This window comes from Massilia sp. UYP11 (genome assembly GCF_050434805.1).
GTDB lineage: Bacteria > Pseudomonadota > Gammaproteobacteria > Burkholderiales > Burkholderiaceae_D > Telluria.
The window spans coordinates 162,420-181,177 of the sequence record NZ_JBNDJE010000004.1 but is presented as its reverse complement, the minus strand read 5'-3'; the positions used below and the strand labels follow the sequence as shown (position 1 = coordinate 181,177).

Here is an 18,758-nt window from a genome sequence, read left to right as displayed (position 1 = left end):
CTTCCTTCAGTTAGGCGACGGGTGGACGCAATGCCGATTTGGGGCGGAAAGTCTTGCTCACGGCCGGATCGGTTTCCATGTAGGGGCCGCCGATCAGGTCGATGCAGTAGGGAACGGCGGCAAAAATGCCGCCGACGACCGTGTTGCCGGCGTCGTCCTTGAGACCCTCGAGGGTTTCCCTGATCGACTTCGGCTGGCCCGGCAGGTTCATGATCAGGGCCGCGTGACCGCCGGCGTCGTCCTGTACTTCGCGAATGACGGCGGTCTGGCGCGACAGGATCGCGGTCGGCACGAAGCGCAGGCTGATCTGGCGCATCTGCTCGCCGAAGCCGGGCATCTCCTTGGTGGCGACGGCCAGCGTGGCCTCGGGCGTGACGTCGCGCCGCGCCGGACCGGTGCCGCCGGTGGTCAGCACCAGGTGGCAGCGCGCGCCATCCACCAGTTCGACCAGGGTCGCCTCGATGGCGGCGCGCTCGTCGGGGATCAAGCGCGTCTCGACCCGAAATGGCGTGGTGATCGCTCCCGCCAGCCACTCGTTCAGCGCCGGGATGCCCTTGTCTTCGTAGACGCCGCCGCTGGCGCGGTCGGACACCGACACCAGGCCGATGACCAGCTCATGCGCCGGCATCGCTTCAAGCGTCGTCGGATTCGTCATCGTTGCCTTCTTCTTCAGGGTCGGCGTCGGCTTTCTTCTTCTTCTTGTTCAGGTCCTTCAGGATCTGGAAGATCTCGCGGTAGGCCTTCGGCGGCTTGGATTCCGCCACTTCCTTGCGCGCGTTGCGGATCAGGGTGCGCAGGTGCTGGACGTCGAGCTCGGGATTTTCTTCGAGCAGGACGGTCAGGGCCTTGTCGTCGGCCAGCAGCTTCTCGCGGCGGCGCTCGAGCGCGTGCAGGGCGGCGGTCTCGGACTTCGACGCGCCTTTCCAGCTGTCGATCGCGCGCTGGATGGCGGCGACTTCTTCCTCGTCCAGGGTGCGCATCTTCTTGCCCACGAATTGCATGGCGCGGCGGCGGCCTTCGTGGTTGGTGATGGTCTGGGTTTCGAGGATGACATCGCGCACGTCCTCCGGCATCGGCACGCGCTTGACGCGGTCGCGCGGCGCCTCGACCAGTTGCTCGCCGAGCTTTTGCAGCTCGTTCGACTGGCGCTTGAGCTCCGATTTGGAAGGGCGGTCGTATTCGGGTTCGAACTCGTTCGACTGGAAGCCGACCGAGCCGCGATTTGGATTAGGCATGATATGAATGATTTGATTGGCGCAGGGCCGATCAGTGAAAACTGTAAACGGCTGCTATGATAACTGTTTTAGGGCCTGCCAAGAAAAACACCTATGAACGACAACGCTTTTATCCACACCCAGGATCAGCTCAAACAGCTGGCGCGCGACGTGCTTGCGTTCGCCCGCGAGCAGGGCGCGACCGACGCTTCGGTCGAGATCAGCGAAGGGAGTGGTCTGTCGGTTTCTGTGCGTAAAGGCAACATCGAGACGATCGAGCAAAACAAGGACAAGGGCCTTGGCGTCACCGTCTACGTGGGCCAGCGCCGCGGCAATGCCAGCACCTCCGATTTCTCGACCGTCTCGCTCAAGGCCACCGTCGAGGCGGCCGCCAACATCGCCCGCTTCACCGCCGAGGACGATTGCGCCGGCCTGCCCGACGCCGACCTGCTGGAGCTCGCGCCGCGTGACCTGCGCCTGTTCTACCCATGGCAGATCAGCACCGAAGAAGCGGTGGAGCTGGCCAAGCGCTGCGAAAACGCCGCCTTCGAGGTCGACAAGCGCATCACCAACAGCGAAGGCGCCAGCGTCTACGTCCAGCAATCGCATTTCGTCGGCGCCAACTCGCGCGGCTTCATCGGCGGCTATCCGTTCTCGCGCCACACGCTCTCGGTGGCGCCGATCGCCGGCAAGGGCAACCAGATGCAGCGCGACGACTGGTACACCTCGTCGCGCAATCCCAAGGAACTGGCCAAGCCCGAGAAAGTGGGCCGCTACGCCGCCGAGCGCGCGCTGGCGCGCCTGAATGCGCGCAAGCTGGACACCCGCACCTGTCCGGTGCTGTTCGAAGCGCCGCTGGCCGCCGGCCTGATAGGCGCCTTCGTGCAAGCCGTGTCGGGCGGCGCGCTGTACCGCAAATCCACGTTCCTGCTCGACACGCTGGGCAAGCAGGTATTCCCGTCGCATATCCAGATCGTCGAAGACCCGCACCTGATCGGCGCGGTCGGCTCGGCGCCGTTCGACGAAGAGGGCGTCAAGACCGTGCGCCGCAAGGTGATCGCCGATGGCGTGCTGCAGGGCTACTTCCTGTCCTCGTATTCGGCACGCAAGCTGGGCATGCAAACCACCGGCAATGCCGGCGGCTCGCACAATCTCGAGATCGTCTCCAAGGACACCCGCCGCGGCGACGATTTCGAAGGCATGCTGCGCAAACTCGGCACGGGCCTCTTGGTCACCGAACTGATGGGTCAGGGCGTCAACTACGTGACCGGCGACTATTCGCGCGGCGCGTCGGGCTACTGGGTCGAGAACGGCGTCATCCAGTATCCGGTCGAAGAGATCACCATCGCCGGCAATATGCGTGAGATGTTCCAGCAAATCGTTGCCGTCGGTAACGATACCCTTGTACGCGGTAACAAGACCACCGGCTCGATCCTGATCGAAAAGATGGTCGTGGCCGGAAACTGAAACAGGAGCGCGCCATGGGCCGATTCGTCCGCATCGACAAGGAAACCAGCCCCAAGACGGTGCTGCTCAATCTCGACCTGGTGGCCACCGTCGAGCTGGCCCCGCAGTCCGACCTGCTCAGCTCGGGCGCGGACAGCCGCAAGGTGTACGCCACTTTCCTGGCGCACGATAAAACCGCGATCGCGACCCTGCATTTCGACAGCAGCGCGGATGCGAATGCCTGGGTCAACACCCACCTGGGCGTCCAGCTCTGAACGCGGCAGCCGCCGGAGCGGCGACTCAAGAGGCGGCCTGAACCTGGCGCGCCACTACCACCACCACCAACACCAGCAACAACAACAACAACAACGCCCCGCATGCGGGGCGTTGTCGCGACAGCGGAGCGTGCTTACCGTGCTTACCTGACCGCGCGGATCGCGTTCAGCACCGGCTGCAGCACCGCCGCGCCCAGGCGCGCGCTGCGCGCGCCGTCCCAGCCGACTTGCGGGTCCGGGTCGTTGGCATTGTCCTTGAACGGCAGTTCCAGCGTGAGCGACAGGCAGCCGAAGGCGTGGGTGACGTGCGGCGAACCCATGGTCAGGGTCTCGTCGGTGTACGGGGTGGCGCCGTAGCCGTGCGCGTCCTGGAAGTCCGGGCTGGCGATCTTGAAGTCGGCGATGAAGCGGTCTTGCGCTTGGCGCTGCTCGGTGGTGAAGTTCGGCAGGGATTCGCTGCCGGCCACGAACACATAGGGCAGGCCCTCGTCGCCGTGCACGTCCAGGCACAGGTCGACCCCTGTCTCGTGCATCTTCTGCAGCACCAGGAACACCTCGGGGCTGCGCTCCATGCTCGGATTGAGCCACTCGCGGTTCAGGTTCGCGCCGGCCGCGTTGGTGCGCAGGTTGCCGCGCACCGAGCCGTCCGGGTTCATGTTCGGCACCACATAGAACACCGACTCTTTCAATAGCTGGCGCCCGAACGGGTGGGCCGGATCGAGCAGCGCGTCGAGCATGCCTTCGACGAACCATTCGGCCATCGTCTCGCCCGGGTGCTGGCGCGCGATCACCCACACCTTCTTTTTACCCTCGGCCGGCTCGCCGATCACCAGCATGTTCAGGTCGCGGCCATCGACGGTCGAGCCCAGGTCGAGCATGCGCACGTTTTCCGACATCTGGGCGCGGTCCAGCAGCTCCAGGTGGCGTTCCCACGAATACGGCTCGAAATAGGCGTAGTAGACGCTGTCCATGCCCGGCGTGTGCTCGATGGTGAGCACCTGGCCGTCGTAGCTGGTCGGCACGCGGAACCAGTTCACGCGGTCGTAGCTCGCCATCGCCTGGTAGCCTTCCCAGCCGGCCGGATAGGCGGCCTGGCCGGCGTTGAGCAGGCGGATCGAGCAGGCTTCGCCCTGCGCGCCCTGCAGGCGGAAGTAGAACCACTGGATGATGTCGGCGTGCGAGTCCTTGCGGATGTTCAGGTCGATGGCGTTGGCGCTGGTGGCGTTCACGACCTCGATGGCGCCAGCGTCGAATTGGCTGCTGATCTTGATAGACATGGTGTTGTCCTGTGTTGAGAGGGTACGTTGAAGCAGCGATGATACCCGTTTTCGGTTAGAAGCTATCCCGATAGGCAAGGCCTGAGTCACCCTTCCAGGCCGCCGAAGCGGCCGTAATAAGCGGCGTCGGCTTCCGGCGTCGCCGCGTCTTCCTTGCGCAGCATCGCCAGCACGTGCTCCTGGGCGCGCGCGTGGCACAGGCGGTAGATGGCGCGCGCCAGCGCGTAGGCGTCGGTCCCTGGCCACGGCTGCGGCAACAGGGAGAGCGGCAGCATCGGGTCGTCCAGCTGCACCCGGCGGTAGGCGTGGATCAGCAGGGTACGGATCGCGAACGCATGCTCGGGCGTCACGTCGCCCTTGCCCAGCATGTCGGGCAAGGGCGCGAAGCGGTCGATGAAGCCGCGATAGGCATTGACCACCGCTTCCAGGCTCCAGCAGTCGCCCACCAGCTCGGGCAGCGGCCGCGTGCCCATGCCGGGCAGCGCGTCGGCCTGGCACACGAATACCTTGTCGGTGGCGTCGGCGCGCGCCAGGATCTCGCGCAGCGTGTCGCGCTCGGGCGCCGGATGCGCCATCACGCCGGTGGCCAGCATCGCGAAGCCCTCCCACTCGAGTTCCTTGCGCAGCAGGGCGCGCAGCTCGGCGTCGATGCCGGCGCCCTTGCCATGCGGGGCCAGCACGAAGGTCCAGCGCCCGTCCCAGTCCAGGCCCGGCGCCGAATAGATGCGGCGGTTGGCGCGCTCGAAGCGCGGCAGCGCCTTCGGCTCGATCGCATAGCGGCTGCGCCGGCCCTCGCGGCTGGCCGTCAGCCAGCCTTCCTGCACCAGCCGGAACACGCTGGTGCGCACCAGCCGGTCGCCCACGCCGAGCGGGCCCACCAGGTCGATCATGCTGCCCAGCCAGAAGGCGCCGCCGTGCGGGGCAATGGTGTCGCCGCACACGGTCACCACCAGCGACTTGTGGCGCGGCGGATCGAGGGCCAGGTCGTGGGCGATCCACTCAGCGCTGGACAGTCGTTTCATGATTAAGGTCAAGTTTTAGTGATGCAATATGATTCAAAATTATTGTGTACATCAAGTTTTTTGTATCGTATTATGATTTGGACGGGTTTGCAATTGTAGAGAACCACGGGGGAAGCGATGTACGCACAGATGGTGGAGACCGGCCTCAAGAAAGTCCGCACAGAACAGGACATGAGCGCCGAAGAGCAGGCGTTCCAGGCGCGCATCGACGCCGGGATCAAGATCGAACCGCAGGACTGGATGCCGGAAGCGTACCGCAAGACGCTGGTCCGCCAGATTTCGCAGCACGCGCATTCCGAGATCGTCGGCCAACTCCCGGAGGGCAACTGGGTGACGCGCGCGCCGACCCTGCAGCGCAAGTCGGTCCTGCTGGCCAAGATCCAGGACGAGGCCGGCCACGGCCTGTACCTGTACAGCGCCGCCGAGACGCTGGGCGTCTCGCGCGACGAGCTGCTGGCGGCCCTGCACGCCGGCAAGGCCAAGTACTCGAGCATCTTCAACTATCCGACCCTGAGCTGGGCCGACATGGGCGCGATCGGCTGGCTGGTGGACGGCTCGGCCATCATCAACCAGATCCCGCTGTGCCGCTGCTCGTACGGCCCGTACGCCCGCGCCATGGTGCGCGTCTGCAAGGAAGAATCCTTCCACGCGCGCCAGGGCTACGACATCATGATGGCGCTGGCCAGGGGCACGCCGGAGCAGAAGGCGATGGCCCAGGATGCGCTGAATCGCTGGTGGTGGCCGTCCCTGATGATGTTCGGCCCGTCGGATGCCGAATCGGTCAACAGCGCGCAATCGACGGCCTGGCGCATCAAGCTGTTCTCGAACGACGAGCTGCGCCAGCGCATGGTCGACCAGACCGTGCCGCAAGCCGAGTATCTGGGCCTGACGATTCCCGATCCCGACCTCAAGTGGAATGAGGCGCGCGGCTCCTACGATTTCGGCGCGATCGACTGGTCCGAGTTTCATAACGTCCTGAAGGGCAACGGCCCCTGCAACCGCGAGCGCCTGCGCACGCGCGTCAAGGCATGGGACGACGGCGAATGGTTCCGCGACGCCCTCGTCGCCCACGCCGACAAGCAAGCCGCCAAACAAGCCGCCGCATAAGAACAGCCTGAAATCCGTGGGGTGGACGGCTCCGCCGTCCACGCGTTCAATCCACGCCGGCGCACCGCACTAACGGAGACAGCAACATGAGCAAAGAATGGCCCCTGTGGGAAATCTTCATCCGCAGCCAGCACGGCCTCGCCCACAAGCACGTCGGCAGCCTGCACGCCCCTGACGCCGAGATGGCGATCAACAACGCGCGCGACGTCTACACCCGCCGCAACGAAGGCGTGTCAATCTGGGCGGTGCGCGCCGCCGACATCGTCGCCAGCAGCCCGCTTGATAAGGAAGCGCTGTTCGAGCCGGCCAACAGCAAGGTCTACCGCCACCCGACCTTCTTCCCGATGCCGGAAGAAGTCAAGAACCTGTGAGCGCGCCTGGAGGCCGATGAGATGGACGCGAAGTACGAATACCTGCTGCGCCAGGGCGACAACGCCCTGATCCTGTCCCAGCAGCTGTGCCAGCTGGTGGGCAAGGGCCCCGCGCTCGAAGAAGACATGGCCTTGTCCAACGTCGCGCTCGACCTGCTGGGCCAGACCCGCATGTGGCTGACGTATGCGGGCGAACTCGAAGGCAAGGGCCGCGACGAAGACCGCCTGGCCTTCCTGCGCGATGCCATCGAGTACCGCAACTGCCTGCTGGTCGAGCAGCCCAACGGCAGCTATGCCGACACCCTGATGCGCCAGTTCCTGTTCGACACCGGGCACTATTTTCTGATGGACGGCCTGACCCGCTCGAGCGACGAGCGCATCCGCGAGATCGCCGCCAAGTCGGTCAAGGAAGTCACCTACCACCTGCGCCGCAGCGGCGACCTGGTGGTGCGCCTGGGCGACGGCACCGACAAGAGCCGCGCCATGATGCAGACGGCGCTCGACGAGCTGTGGATGTACAGCGGCGAGATGTTCCTCTATGACGAGATCGACGATGCGATGGTGGCGCAGGGCGTGGCGCCGCCGGCCGACGCGCTGCGCAAGGAGTGCCTCGACCACATGGCCGACATCTTCAACGACGCCACCTTGAGCATGCCGCCGCCGGACGCCTGGATGCAGCGCGGCGGCAAGCAGGGCCGCCACAGCGAGCGCCTCGGCTTCATCCTGGCCGAGATGCAGTTCCTGCAGCGCGCCTATCCGGGGTCGACCTGGTAATGACCGCCTTGGACGTCAGCCTCGACCAGGTCTGGAGCTGGCTCGGCGAAGTCGCCGACCCGGAGATCCCGGTCATCTCGGTGGTCGATCTCGGCATCGTGCGCGCCGTGCGCCTGGAGGGTGAGGAATGCGTGGTCACGATCACGCCGACGTATTCCGGCTGTCCTGCGATGCAGGTGATCTCGGATTCTGTCAGCGAAGCCCTGCACGCGCATGGCCTCGAGCAGGTCCGCATCGAGCGCCGCCTGTCCCCCGCCTGGACCACCGACTGGATGAGCGCGGCCGGCAAGGCGGCATTGAAGGGCTACGGCATCGCGCCGCCGGTGCAGCAGGCGATCGACGTCAGCGGCCTGCACGCCGGCATCCGCCGCCGCGCCGCGCCCGACGTCGCCTGCCCGCACTGCGGCTCGCCCCACACCCGACTGACCAGCGAATTCGGCTCGACCCCGTGCAAGGCGCTGTACAAGTGCCTCGACTGCCGCGAGCCGTTCGACTATTTCAAATGCCACTAAGTTGTCACTAAGTTGCTACTAAATTGCCACTGAGGCCGCAATGACCAGGTTCTATCCACTGACCGTCGCGAAGGTGAAGCACGAGACGCGCGACGCCATCGCCGTCACCTTCGACGTCCCGCCCGAGCTGAAGGACGCCTTCGCCTACCGCCAGGGCCAGTACCTGACCCTGCGCGCCACCATCGATGGCGAGGACGTGCGCCGCTCGTATTCGATCTGCTCGGCCGTGCAGGACGCGCAGCTGCGGGTGGCGATCAAGCGCTGCAGCGGCGGGCTGTTTTCCAGCTGGGCCAACGACAGCCTGCAACCCGGCGCCACGCTGGAAGTGATGCCGCCGGCCGGCAACTTCAACGTGCCGCTCGACGCGGCCAGCAGCCGCCATTACCTGGCGTTCGCCGCCGGCAGCGGCATCACGCCGATCCTGTCGATCGTGAAGACCACGCTGCAGGCCGAACCCGAGAGCCGCTTCACCATCGTCTACGGCAACCGCGCCTCGTCGAGCGTGATCTTCCGCGATGAATTGACCGACCTGAAGGACCAGTACATGGAGCGCCTGCGGCTGGTGTACGTGATGAGCCGCGAGCAGCAGGACATCGCGCTGTTCAACGGCCGCATCACCGAAGACAAGTGCCGCCAGTTCCTGCGCCACTGGATCGATATCCGGGACATCGACGTCGCCTTCATCTGCGGCCCGGAAGACATGATGCACGGCGTCTCGCGCGCGCTGCAGGCGGCCGGCCTGCCGAAGGAGCGGATCCGGATCGAACTCTTTGCCGCCAGCGCGCCGGCGCGCGCGCGCATGCCGCGCGCCGTGCAACCGGCAGCGCGAAGCCTGACCGAAGTGACCGTGATCATGGACGGCAGCGCCGCCAGCTTCACAATGGACAAGGACAAGGAGTCGCTGCTGGAGGCCGGCCTGCGCGCCGGGCTCGACATGCGCTACTCATGCAAGGGCGGCGTCTGCTCGACCTGCCGCTGCAAGGTGCTCGATGGCGAAGTCGAGATGGACGTGAGCTACGCGCTCGAAGACTACGAAGTCGCGCGCGGCTTCGTGCTGAGCTGCCAGAGCTTTCCGGTCACCGACAAGGTCGTCGTCGATTTCGACATCCACGAGTGAGCGAATCGATCGATAGCCCGTAGCCCGTAGCCAAAAGACGACGTGCGAGCGATAACGAAAATAGTGGAGACAACAATGACCTACGAATCCATACAGTTCAAGATCGAGAACGGCATCGCGCTCCTGACGCTGAGCCGCCCCGAGCGCCTGAACAGCTTCACCCGGGCCATGCACCTCGAAGTGCGCGACGCCCTGGGCAAGGTGCAGGCCGACCGATCCGTCCGGGTGCTGGTCCTGACCGGCGCCGGCCGCGGCTTTTGCGCCGGCCAGGACTTGCTCGATCGCGCCGTCGACCCGGGCGAGCCCGGCGTCGACCTGGGCGAATCGGTCGAGCAGTTCTACGCTCCGCTGGTGCTCACCCTGAAGAACCTGCCGCTGCCGGTGATCTGCGCCGTCAACGGCGTGGCCGCCGGCGCCGGCGCCAACCTGGCGCTGGCCTGCGACATCGTGCTGGCCGCCAAATCGGCCAGCTTCATCGAAGCCTTCAGCAAGCTGGGCCTGATTCCGGACACCGGCGGCACCTGGCACCTGCCGCGCCTGATCGGCCATGCGCGCGCCATGGGGCTGGCCATGCTGGGCGAAAAGCTCAGCGCCGAGAAAGCCGAGGAGTGGGGCCTGATCTGGCGCTGCGTGCCCGACGAAGCCCTGATGATCGAAGCGATGGCGATGGCCGAACACTTCGCCGCCGCGCCGACGAAGGGGCTGGCCTTCACCAAGAAGGCGTTCCAGGCCAGTTACGCCAACTCACTCGAAGACCAGCTGCAGCTCGAGGCCGGCATGATGCGCGAACTCGGCTACAGCCACGATTACCGCGAAGGCGTGTCCGCCTTCGTGGCCAAGCGCACGCCGCATTTCAAGGGAGAGTGAGCATGTACGCCATCCCTCCAGGCAGCACGGTCGCCGTGATCGGCAGCGGGGCCATGGGCGCCGGCATCGCCCAGGTGGCGGCCACCGCCGGCCACCAGGTTCTGCTGTTCGATACCCGGCTTGATGCCGCCGACAAGGCCATCCTCGAGATCGGCAAAACCTACGCGAAGCTGGTCGCGAAGGGCCGCATGGGTGCGGTCGAATCCGACCTGGCGCGCGAACGCCTCAAGCGCATCGCGTCGCTGCGCGAAACCGCCGGCGCCGACCTCGTGATCGAGGCCATCGTCGAGGACCTGGACGCCAAGCGCGCCCTGTTCGCCGAACTGGAAGGCATCGTCGGCCGGCACTGCATCCTGGCCACCAATACCTCGTCGATCTCGGTCACGGCGATCGGCGCGCCACTGCGGCATCCCGAGCGCCTGGTGGGCATGCACTTCTTCAATCCGGTGCCGCTGATGGCGCTGGTCGAAGTGGTCGAAGGCCTGGCGACCAGCGGCGATGTCGCGAACCTCGTCCACGACCTTGCCGAACGCTGGGGCAAGAGCCCAGTGCGTGCGAAGTCGACGCCCGGCTTCATCGTCAACCGTGTGGCCCGGCCGTACTACGCCGAAGCCCTGCGCCTGCTGCTGGAACAGGCCGCCGACGTGGCGACGCTGGATGCCGTGATGCGCGACTGCGGAGGCTTTCGCATGGGCCCGTTCGAGCTGATGGACCTGATCGGCCACGACGTGAATTTCTCGGTCACCAAGTCGGTGTTCGCCGCCTTTTACAACGACCCGCGCTTCACGCCCTCGATCCTGCAGCAGGAACTCGTCAGCGCCGGCTTCCTGGGCCGCAAGACCGGACGCGGTTTCTACCGCTACGACGACGCCGCCGCCACGCCGGCGCCGCACACCGAAGCGGCCAGCCAGACCCCGCCGGCGCTGCGCCATGCGGGTGGCCTTGGTGCGGTCGACGCGATCGTCGAACGCCTGCGCGGCGCCGGGTTCGATCCGGTCGCCATCGAGGCCGCGCCCGGCCTGTACTGCGACGGCGCCGCGATCTACCTGACCGACGGCCGCAGCGCCACCGAGCGCGCCGAGGCGGACGGCCACCGCGACACGGTCCTGTTCGACCTGCTGCTCGACCCCGCAGGCGCCGCCCGCATCGCGCTGGCGCGCGCCGACCAGTGCGGCGACGGCGCCTGGCAGGCCGCGGTCGGGCTGTTCCAGGCCGCGGGCTTTGCCGTGACGCGCCTGGACGACGTGCCCGGCATGGCGGTGATGCGCACCTTGGCGATGCTGGCCAACGAGGCGGCCGACGCCGTCAACCAGGGCGTGTGCAGCGCACGCGCGGTCGACATCGCGATGCAGAAGGGTGTGAACTATCCGCGCGGCCCACTGGCCTGGGCCGACGCGGTCGGCCTGCGCCATGTCGTCGCCGTGCTGGCCAACCTGGCCGCCGCCTATGGCGAAGATCGCTACCGCGTGTCGCCGCTGCTGCGCCGCAAGCTGGCGGCCAATCCGCAGGGAGCGCGTTTCCATGCCCGATAGCGCGCAACGGCTGGCCGAACTGGCCGGCCGCACGATGTACGAACGCGATCCGGCCAGCCGGGGCCTGGGCATGCAGCTGCTCGAGATCCGTCCCGGCTATGCGCGCATGTCGATGACGGTGAGGGACGACATGCTCAACGGCCACGCCACCTGCCACGGCGGCTACATCTTCATGCTGGCCGACAGCGCCTTCGCCTTCGCCTGCAACTCGCACAACTTCAATACCGTCGGCGCCGGCTGCACGATCGACTACCTCGCGCCCGGCCGTCCCGGCGACCTGCTGGTGGCCGAGGCGATCGAGCAGGCGCTGCAGGGCAAGACCGGCATCTATGACGTCGCCGTGACGGACCAGGACGGGCGCACGATCGCGCTGTTGCGCGGCAAGTCGCACCGCGTCGCCGGCACCGTGGTGCCGATGGACGCGTGCGTCGACACGTAAGAAGGAGATCGAGATGGTGCAACGCATTCCCGCCGGCGACGAGCTGGAACCGATCGAACGCGCCAGCCGCGACGAGCTGCAGGCGCTTCAGCTGCGGCGCCTGCAATGGACGCTCCAGCATGCCTACGACAACGTCCCGCACTACCGCGCCGCATTCGACGAAGCGGGCGTGCACCCGAGCGACCTGAAGACCTTGGCCGACCTGGCGAAGTTTCCGTTCACCGAGAAAAAGACGCTGCGCGACAACTACCCGTTCGGCCTGTTCGCCGTGCCGCGCGAGCAGGTGGTGCGCGTGCACGCTTCGTCGGGCACCACCGGCAAGCCGACCGTGGTCGGCTACACCCGCAACGATATCGACACCTGGGCCGACGTCGTGGCGCGCTCGATCCGCGCCGCTGGTGGCCGCAAGGGCGACCTGGTGCAGGTCTCCTACGGCTATGGCCTGTTCACCGGCGGCCTGGGCGCCCACTACGGCGCCGAGCGCCTGGGCTGCACCGTGATTCCGATGTCGGGCGGCCAGACCGAAAAGCAGGTGCAGCTGATCCAGGACTTCAAGCCGTCGATCATCATGGTCACGCCCTCGTACATGCTCAATATCGTCGAGGAGTTCATGCACCAGGGTCTCGATCCGGCCCGGTCGTCGCTGAAGGTGGGCATCTTCGGCGCCGAGCCGTGGACCGACGCGATGCGGCGCGAGATCGAGGCGCGCGCCGGCATCGATGCGGTCGACATCTACGGCCTGTCCGAAGTGATGGGGCCGGGCGTGGCCAGCGAATGCATCGAGAGCAAGGACGGTCCCGTGATCTGGGAAGACCATTTCTACCCCGAGATCATCGACCCCGACACCGGCGCGGTGCTGCCGGACGGCGCGGAGGGCGAGCTGGTGTTTACCTCGCTCACCAAGGAAGCGCTGCCGATCATCCGCTACCGCACGCGCGACCTGACCCGCTTGTTGCCTCCGACCTCGCGCGCGATGCGCCGCATGGGCCGCATCACCGGCCGCTCGGACGATATGCTGATCATTCGCGGGGTGAACGTGTTCCCGAGCCAGATCGAGGAACTGATCCTCGGGATGCCGGCGCTGGCGCCGCAGTACCAGCTGGTGGTGGCGCGTGACGGCCACCTCGACACGCTCGAGGTGCTGTGCGAACTACGCGATGCCAGCACGCCGCCGGACAGCGTGGACGCGCTGCGCCGCGAGCTCCAGCACTGCATCAAGACCCATGTCGGCGTGACCACCGGCGTGACCTTGCTGGCGCCGCAGGGCATCGAGCGCACCCTGACCGGCAAGGCCCGGCGCGTGGTCGACCGTCGTCCCAAACAAAAATAGGAGATTTTCCATGATCGACGCATTCATCGTTGATGCCGTCCGCACTCCCTTCGGCCGCTACGGCGGCGCCTTGTCCAGCATCCGTGCCGACGACCTGGCCGCGCTGCCGATCGCGGCGCTGATGGCCCGCAACAAGAGTCTCGACTGGGCGGCGGTCGACGATCTGTTCTACGGCTGCGCCAACCAGGCCGGCGAAGACAACCGCAACGTCGGCCGCATGGCCGCGCTGCTGGCCGGGCTGCCGCAGGGCGTGCCGGCCAACACCATCAACCGCCTGTGCGGCTCGGGCATGGATGCCGTGGGCACCGCCGCGCGCGCCATCAAGGCCGGCGAAGCGCAGCTCGTGATCGCCGGCGGCGTCGAAAGCATGACCCGTGCGCCGTTCGTGATGGGCAAGGCCGACAGCGCTTTTTCGCGCGCGGCCAGGGTCGAGGATACGACCCTGGGCTGGCGCTTCGTCAATCCGGCCATGAAGGCGCAGTATGGCGTCGATTCGATGCCCGAAACCGCCGAGAACGTGGCGCGCGAGTTCGGCATCGCCCGCGCCGACCAGGATGCGTTCGCCCTGCGCAGCCAGCAGCGCTGGGCGCGCGCGAACGAAGCAGGCTTCTTCAGGGACGAGATCGTTCCGGTGACGGTGCAAGGCAGGAAAGGGGAAGCGCGCGTGGTCGACACCGACGAGCAGCCGCGCCCCGACACCAGCCTCGACGCGCTGGCCAGGCTCAAGGGCGTGGTCACGCCGGATGGTTCGGTCAGCGCCGGCAACGCCTCGAGCCTGAACGACGGCGCCTGCGCGCTGCTGCTGGCGTCCAGCGAAGCCGTCGTTCGCTACGGCTTGGGTCCGCGCGCAAGCGTGGTCGGCATGGCCACCGCCGGCCTGGCGCCGCGCATCATGGGCTTCGGCCCGACGCCGGCCGTGAAGAAGTTGCTGGCCCGGACCGGCCTCACGCTCGACCAGATGGACGTGATCGAGCTGAACGAAGCCTTCGCCGCCCAGGGGCTGGCCGTCACGCGCGCCCTCGGCCTGGCGGACGACGACCCCCGCGTCAACCCGAACGGCGGCGCGATCGCCATCGGCCATCCGCTGGGCGCCTCCGGCGCGCGCCTGGTCACGACGGCCGTGAACCAGCTGCACCGCACGGGCGGACGCTACGCCCTGTGCACGATGTGCATCGGCGTCGGCCAGGGCATCGCCCTGATCGTCGAGCGAGTGTAGAGGAATGGTGAAGGTCTACGAGATCGACGGCGTGCGGCCGGTCGTGCATCCGAGCGCCTACGTCCACCCGTCGGCGGTATTGATCGGCGACGTGATCGTCGGCCCGCGCTGCTACGTCGGCCCCTGCGCCAGCCTGCGCGGCGATTTCGGCCGCCTGATCCTGGAACAGGGCGCCAACCTGCAGGACACCTGCGTGATGCACGGCTTCCCGGGCGAAGATACCGTGGTCGAAGTCGACGGCCATATCGGCCACGGCGCCGTGCTGCACGGCTGCCGCGTGAAGCGCAACGCGATGGTCGGCATGAACGCGGTGGTGATGGACAAGGCGGTGGTCGGCGAAGCGTCGATCGTGGCCGCGATGAGTTTCGTGAAGGCCGGCATGGTGATTCCGCCGCGCTCGATGGTGATGGGCACGCCGGCCAGGGTGATGCGCGAGCTCACCGATGAAGAAGTGCGATGGAAAGGCGTCGGCACCCGCCAGTACCACGAACTGAACGTGCGCTCGCTGCAGACCATGCGCGAAGTCGAGGCGGATACCGAAGTCGCGCCGGCCAGAGAGCGCATCGCATTCGACGCCGACGGCATGCACAAGCCGAAAGCCTGAAGAGAAAACCTGAGGAGACGACGATATGGGTGACATCCCGACCCTGCAAAGCCTGATCGCCGGCCGCTGGCACGGCCAGCAAGCGCACACCGCGCTGCACAGCGCGCTCGACAACGCGCTGATCTATCACACGCACCTCGAGCCGATCGATTTCGACGAAGCCTTGAGCTTTGCCCGCAAGACCGGCATCAAGAGCCTGATGCGTCTCGACTTCCAGCAGCGCGCGCAGTGCCTGAAGGCGCTGGCGCTGTACCTCATGGAGCGCAAGGAAGCGCTGTATGAAATCTCGCACCTGACCGGCGCCACGCGCCAGGACAGCTGGGTCGACGTCGAGGGCGGCATCGGCACCCTGTTCGCGTATGCCAGCATGGGCTCGCGCGAGCTGCCATCGTCGAACGTGCTGCATGAGGGCCCGGCCATGGCGCTGGGCAAGCGCGGCGGCTTCGCCGGCACCCATATCCTGGTGCCGCGCGGCGGCGTGGCGGTGCACATCAACGCCTTCAACTTCCCGATCTGGGGCCTGCTCGAGAAATTCGCGCCGAGCTTCCTGGCGGCCATGCCCTGCATCGCCAAGCCGGCCACCGCCACCAGCTACCTGACCCATGCCGTGGTCAGGATGATGGTGGAGTCGACGCTGCTGCCCGATGGCGCGCTGCAGCTCGTGATCGGCAGCACCGGCGACCTGCTCGATCGCATGACGGGCTTCGATGCGGTCACCTTCACCGGCTCGGCCGACACCGCCGCCCGGCTGCGTTCGAACCAGAACCTGATCCGCGCCTCGGTGCCGTTCACGGCCGAAGCCGATTCGCTCAACTGCGCGATCCTGGCGCCGGACGTCACGCTCGAGGACCCCGAATTCGACCTGTTCGTGAAGGAAGTGGCGCGCGAGATGACCGGCAAGGCCGGCCAGAAGTGCACCGCGATCCGCCGCGTGATCGTGCCGGAAACGCTGGTCGATGCGGTCGGAGAACGGCTGCGCGCGCGCCTGGCGGGCATCACGGTCGGCAATCCGAAAGTGGAGGGTGTGCGCATGGGCGCGCTGGCCTCAAAAGACCAGCAGCGCGACGTCAGTGAGCGGGTCGAACTGCTCGCGCGCGGCAACGAGGTGCTGTTCAGCGCGCGCGACGGCTTCAGTCCGGTCGGCGACAACGTCGCCAGCGGCGCCTTCTTCTCGCCCACCTTGCTGCTGTGCCGCAACGCCATGGACAACGACGCCGTGCACGACGTGGAAGCCTTCGGCCCGGTCAGCACCCTGATGACCTACCGCGACATCGACGAGGCCCTGGCGCTGGCCGCGCGCGGCAAGGGCAGCCTGGTGACGACGCTCGCCACCAAAGACCCTGCGATTGCGGCCTATGCCGTGCCGGTGGCGGCGGCCTCGCACGGCCGCGTGCTGATCCTGGACCGCGAAGCCGCGGTGGACAATACCGGCCACGGCTCGCCGCTGCCGCAACTCAAGCACGGCGGCCCGGGCCGCGCCGGTGGTGGCGAGGAGCTGGGCGGCATCCGCGCCGTCAAGCACTTCCTGCAGCGCGCGGCGGTGCAGGGCTCGCCCACCATGCTCGGGGCGGTCACTGGCGAATACGTGCGCGGCGGCGCCGTCAAGGAAAGCGAGATCCACCCATTCCGCCGCTACTTCGACGACCTGGAGATCGGGCATTCTCTGTTGACGCACCGCCGCACGGTGAGCGAAGCCGACATCGTCAATTTCGGCGGCGTCTCGGGCGACTATTTCTACATGCACTTCGACGAGATCGCGGCGAAAGACACGCAGTTCGGCCAGCGCATCGCGCACGGCTACTTCGTGCTGTCGGCGGCGGCCGGCCTGTTCGTGTCGCCGGCGCCGGGGCCGGTGCTGGCCAACTATGGCCTGGACAACCTGCGCTTCGTGGCGCCGGTGGCGATCGGCGACACCATCCGCGCGCGCCTGACCTGCAAGCGCAAGGTCGACCGCAACCGCGCCGACGAGCAGGGAAGGGGACAGGGCGTGGTGGCGTGGGACGTGCAGGTGACCAACCAGCGCGACGAGCTGGTGGCCAGTTACGATATCCTGACGCTGGTGCTGAAGCGCGCCTGACCCGGCGCTTCACTCATCCAGGGCAACCGAAAGGGGCATGCGATGCCGAGACTCGATCTGAGCAGTATTCCGGTGTTGAGCGGCACCGGCTATCCGGCGCCGTTCCATGAGGCGGTGGACGGCCGCACGCGCCAGGCGCTGGGCGATGCGGGCGGCCTGACCCAGTTCGGCGTCAACCTGGTCGAACTGCAGCCTGGCGCCGCATCGTCGCAGCGCCACTGGCACTCGCACGAGGACGAATTCGTCACGGTCGTCTCGGGCGAGCTGGTGCTCATTACGGACGAGGGCGAGACCCTGATGCGCGCCGGCGACCACGCCGCGTTCCCGGCCGGGCGACCCGACGGCCACCAGCTGGTCAACCGCGGCTGGGGGCCGGGCGTGTTTCTCGTGATCGGTTCGCGCAACAAGGACGACGTGGTGACCTATGCCGACATCGACATGCGCTACGAGCAGGCGTCCAACAGCTACCTGCACAGGGACGGGACGCCTTATCCGCAACGGGACGCCTAGCCCGGCTTCACGCCAGCTTGCGCGCGTAACATTCGCGCACATGCTGGCTGATGTAGGTGGCCAACCCTTGGCCTTCGCGCGCCAGCTCGCGCATCCGCGCGATATGGTCGGCGCCGGTGCTGTCCGCGGTGTACAGGTAGCGCTCGCCCCCCGTGAATGTCACCGTGATCGAGCCGGCCCCGAGTTCATAGGCGACGACGCCGGAATGGCCGCTGCGATTTGCATAGCGCTGCATGATCGATCTCCACAATGCGGTTGGTCCCGTATGGGACCATGTCCGGCATCATGCGGGAGCACGATTCAGGAGCGAAATTCAGGAGCACGATTCAGGACCGAGATTCAGGACCGCGTGCGCTGTAGCCGCAGCAGGCCTTCCGGCGTGCGGATGGCGCGCAGCTCGTCGTAGTCCGGCACGCCGGTCACGTTCGTCTCGAGCGGCTCGTGGTGGGTGGCGGTGACGACGATGCTGTCCATTCCGGCCGCCTCGGCCGCTTGCAGGCCGGCCAGCGTATCCTCGAACACCAGGCAGTCCTGCGCGCGCATGCCCAGCTTTTCGGCGCCCAGCAGGAACGGATCCGGCGCTGGTTTACCGCGCTGGACGTCTTCGGCGGCCACCATCACCGGCGGCGTCGGGAGTCCGGCCGCGGCGATGCGCGCCTCGGCCAGCGCGCGCGGGGCCGACGTGACGATGGCCCAGCGGTCGGCCGGCAGGGTGGCGAGAAACGCCGCCACGCCGGCGATCGCCTCGATGCCCTCGACGTCCTCGATCTCGGCCTGCGTGATGCGCTGCGCTTCGGCCTCCGGGTCGATATCGGGCAGGCCGACGCCGCGCACCGTGTCGATGCTGCGCTTGCCGTGGATGGTCGGCAGGAAGACGTCGACGTCCAGGCCATGGCCGCGCGCCCAGGCGGCCCAGACGCGCTCGGCGGCGATGATCGAAGTGAGGATGGTGCCGTCCATGTCGAACAGGAAGGCGGCGTAGTCGCGTGCGGGCAGGGCTGTCATGGATTCGTTGCTGTAGAAAGGTGAACAGAGGGGAGTGGGGCCTTGGGCGAGGCCCCAGATACG

At 67.1% G+C, this 18,758-nt stretch carries 21 protein-coding genes; 15 read left to right on the top strand and 6 right to left on the bottom strand.

What is annotated here, in order from left to right:
• Window positions 1-10: 10 nt before the first annotated feature.
• Both mog and yjgA read right to left on the bottom strand, forming a co-directional pair.
• Window positions 11-655, bottom strand: coding sequence for a molybdopterin adenylyltransferase (gene mog / locus ABIB38_RS09655; RefSeq protein ID WP_429203544.1), 645 nt, complete (start codon window positions 653-655; stop codon window positions 11-13).
• Window positions 633-1,235 (bottom strand): ribosome biogenesis factor YjgA, encoded by a 603-nt coding sequence (yjgA, locus tag ABIB38_RS09650; protein ID WP_429203543.1) that lies wholly within the window; start codon window positions 1,233-1,235, stop codon window positions 633-635. Before yjgA ends, mog begins: the two co-directional genes overlap by 23 nt.
• A gap of 93 nt (window positions 1,236-1,328) precedes the next feature.
• Between yjgA and pmbA the strand changes: the two genes are divergently transcribed.
• Together pmbA and ABIB38_RS09640 are read left to right on the top strand one after the other, a co-directional pair.
• Window positions 1,329-2,681 carry a metalloprotease PmbA gene (gene pmbA / locus ABIB38_RS09645; protein WP_429203542.1) on the top strand — a complete coding sequence of 451 codons (1,353 nt, stop codon included), beginning with the start codon at window positions 1,329-1,331 and terminating at the stop codon, window positions 2,679-2,681.
• A gap of 14 nt (window positions 2,682-2,695) precedes the next feature.
• A complete protein-coding gene (locus tag ABIB38_RS09640; protein WP_429203541.1) occupies window positions 2,696-2,935 on the top strand; it encodes a hypothetical protein in 240 nt (79 codons plus the stop codon).
• 143 nt (window positions 2,936-3,078) lie between these two features.
• Here the strand turns inward: ABIB38_RS09640 and ABIB38_RS09635 are convergent, their stop codons facing one another.
• Window positions 3,079-4,212, bottom strand: a complete 1,134-nt coding sequence (locus ABIB38_RS09635) for a M14 family metallopeptidase (protein WP_429203540.1) — start codon at window positions 4,210-4,212, stop codon at window positions 3,079-3,081.
• An 86-nt stretch (window positions 4,213-4,298) separates the two neighbouring features.
• Window positions 4,299-5,234 carry a phenylacetic acid degradation operon negative regulatory protein PaaX gene (paaX, locus tag ABIB38_RS09630; RefSeq protein WP_429203539.1) on the bottom strand — a complete coding sequence of 312 codons (936 nt, stop codon included), beginning with the start codon at window positions 5,232-5,234 and terminating at the stop codon, window positions 4,299-4,301.
• Window positions 5,235-5,351: 117 nt separating this feature from the next.
• On the opposite strand from paaX, the gene paaA reads away from it, so the two are divergent.
• The 13 genes from paaA (at window position 5,352) to ABIB38_RS09565 (ending at window position 17,690) form a co-directional block, all read left to right on the top strand.
• A complete protein-coding gene (paaA, locus tag ABIB38_RS09625) occupies window positions 5,352-6,341 on the top strand; it encodes a 1,2-phenylacetyl-CoA epoxidase subunit PaaA (protein WP_429203538.1) in 990 nt (329 codons plus the stop codon).
• A gap of 86 nt (window positions 6,342-6,427) precedes the next feature.
• Window positions 6,428-6,712, top strand: coding sequence for a 1,2-phenylacetyl-CoA epoxidase subunit PaaB (gene paaB, locus ABIB38_RS09620; RefSeq protein ID WP_429203537.1), 285 nt, complete (start codon window positions 6,428-6,430; stop codon window positions 6,710-6,712).
• A gap of 21 nt (window positions 6,713-6,733) precedes the next feature.
• Complete coding sequence (gene paaC / locus ABIB38_RS09615; protein ID WP_429203536.1) at window positions 6,734-7,486, top strand: 1,2-phenylacetyl-CoA epoxidase subunit PaaC; 753 nt, start codon at window positions 6,734-6,736, stop codon at window positions 7,484-7,486.
• On the top strand, window positions 7,486-7,998 hold the full coding sequence (gene paaD, locus ABIB38_RS09610; RefSeq protein WP_429203535.1) for a 1,2-phenylacetyl-CoA epoxidase subunit PaaD: 513 nt from the start codon (window positions 7,486-7,488) through the stop codon (window positions 7,996-7,998). The genes paaC and paaD overlap by 1 nt, the downstream gene beginning before the upstream one ends.
• A 40-nt stretch (window positions 7,999-8,038) precedes the next feature.
• Complete coding sequence (paaE, locus tag ABIB38_RS09605; protein ID WP_429203534.1) at window positions 8,039-9,115, top strand: 1,2-phenylacetyl-CoA epoxidase subunit PaaE; 1,077 nt, start codon at window positions 8,039-8,041, stop codon at window positions 9,113-9,115.
• A 75-nt stretch (window positions 9,116-9,190) separates the two neighbouring features.
• Window positions 9,191-9,982, top strand: coding sequence for a 2-(1,2-epoxy-1,2-dihydrophenyl)acetyl-CoA isomerase PaaG (gene paaG, locus ABIB38_RS09600; protein WP_429203533.1), 792 nt, complete (start codon window positions 9,191-9,193; stop codon window positions 9,980-9,982).
• Between the two features lie 2 nt (window positions 9,983-9,984).
• Window positions 9,985-11,514, top strand: coding sequence for a 3-hydroxyacyl-CoA dehydrogenase PaaH (paaH, locus tag ABIB38_RS09595; RefSeq protein ID WP_429203532.1), 1,530 nt, complete (start codon window positions 9,985-9,987; stop codon window positions 11,512-11,514).
• Window positions 11,504-11,953, top strand: coding sequence for a hydroxyphenylacetyl-CoA thioesterase PaaI (gene paaI, locus ABIB38_RS09590; protein ID WP_429203531.1), 450 nt, complete (start codon window positions 11,504-11,506; stop codon window positions 11,951-11,953). Before paaH ends, paaI begins: the two co-directional genes overlap by 11 nt.
• 13 nt (window positions 11,954-11,966) lie before the next feature.
• Window positions 11,967-13,283, top strand: a complete 1,317-nt coding sequence (gene paaK, locus ABIB38_RS09585; RefSeq protein WP_429203530.1) for a phenylacetate--CoA ligase PaaK — start codon at window positions 11,967-11,969, stop codon at window positions 13,281-13,283.
• A gap of 10 nt (window positions 13,284-13,293) precedes the next feature.
• Window positions 13,294-14,499, top strand: coding sequence for a 3-oxoadipyl-CoA thiolase (gene pcaF, locus ABIB38_RS09580; RefSeq protein WP_429203529.1), 1,206 nt, complete (start codon window positions 13,294-13,296; stop codon window positions 14,497-14,499).
• Between the two features lie 4 nt (window positions 14,500-14,503).
• Window positions 14,504-15,103 (top strand): phenylacetic acid degradation protein PaaY, encoded by a 600-nt coding sequence (locus tag ABIB38_RS09575; protein WP_429203528.1) that lies wholly within the window; start codon window positions 14,504-14,506, stop codon window positions 15,101-15,103.
• 25 nt (window positions 15,104-15,128) lie between these two features.
• Window positions 15,129-17,180, top strand: a complete 2,052-nt coding sequence (paaZ, locus tag ABIB38_RS09570; RefSeq protein WP_429203527.1) for a phenylacetic acid degradation bifunctional protein PaaZ — start codon at window positions 15,129-15,131, stop codon at window positions 17,178-17,180.
• A 42-nt stretch (window positions 17,181-17,222) separates the two neighbouring features.
• The gene (locus ABIB38_RS09565) at window positions 17,223-17,690 is read left to right on the top strand and encodes a cupin domain-containing protein (RefSeq protein WP_429203526.1); all 468 of its coding nucleotides are present in this window, start codon (window positions 17,223-17,225) and stop codon (window positions 17,688-17,690) included.
• Window positions 17,691-17,697: 7 nt separating this feature from the next.
• Here ABIB38_RS09565 and ABIB38_RS09560 read toward each other — a convergent pair whose 3' ends face one another.
• Window positions 17,698-17,925: a hypothetical protein gene (locus tag ABIB38_RS09560; protein ID WP_429203525.1), complete on the bottom strand. Its 228-nt coding sequence runs from the start codon at window positions 17,923-17,925 to the stop codon at window positions 17,698-17,700.
• 104 nt (window positions 17,926-18,029) lie between these two features.
• A complete protein-coding gene (locus tag ABIB38_RS09555; RefSeq protein WP_429203524.1) occupies window positions 18,030-18,695 on the bottom strand; it encodes an HAD-IA family hydrolase in 666 nt (221 codons plus the stop codon).
• Between the last annotated feature and the right edge of the window lie 63 nt (window positions 18,696-18,758).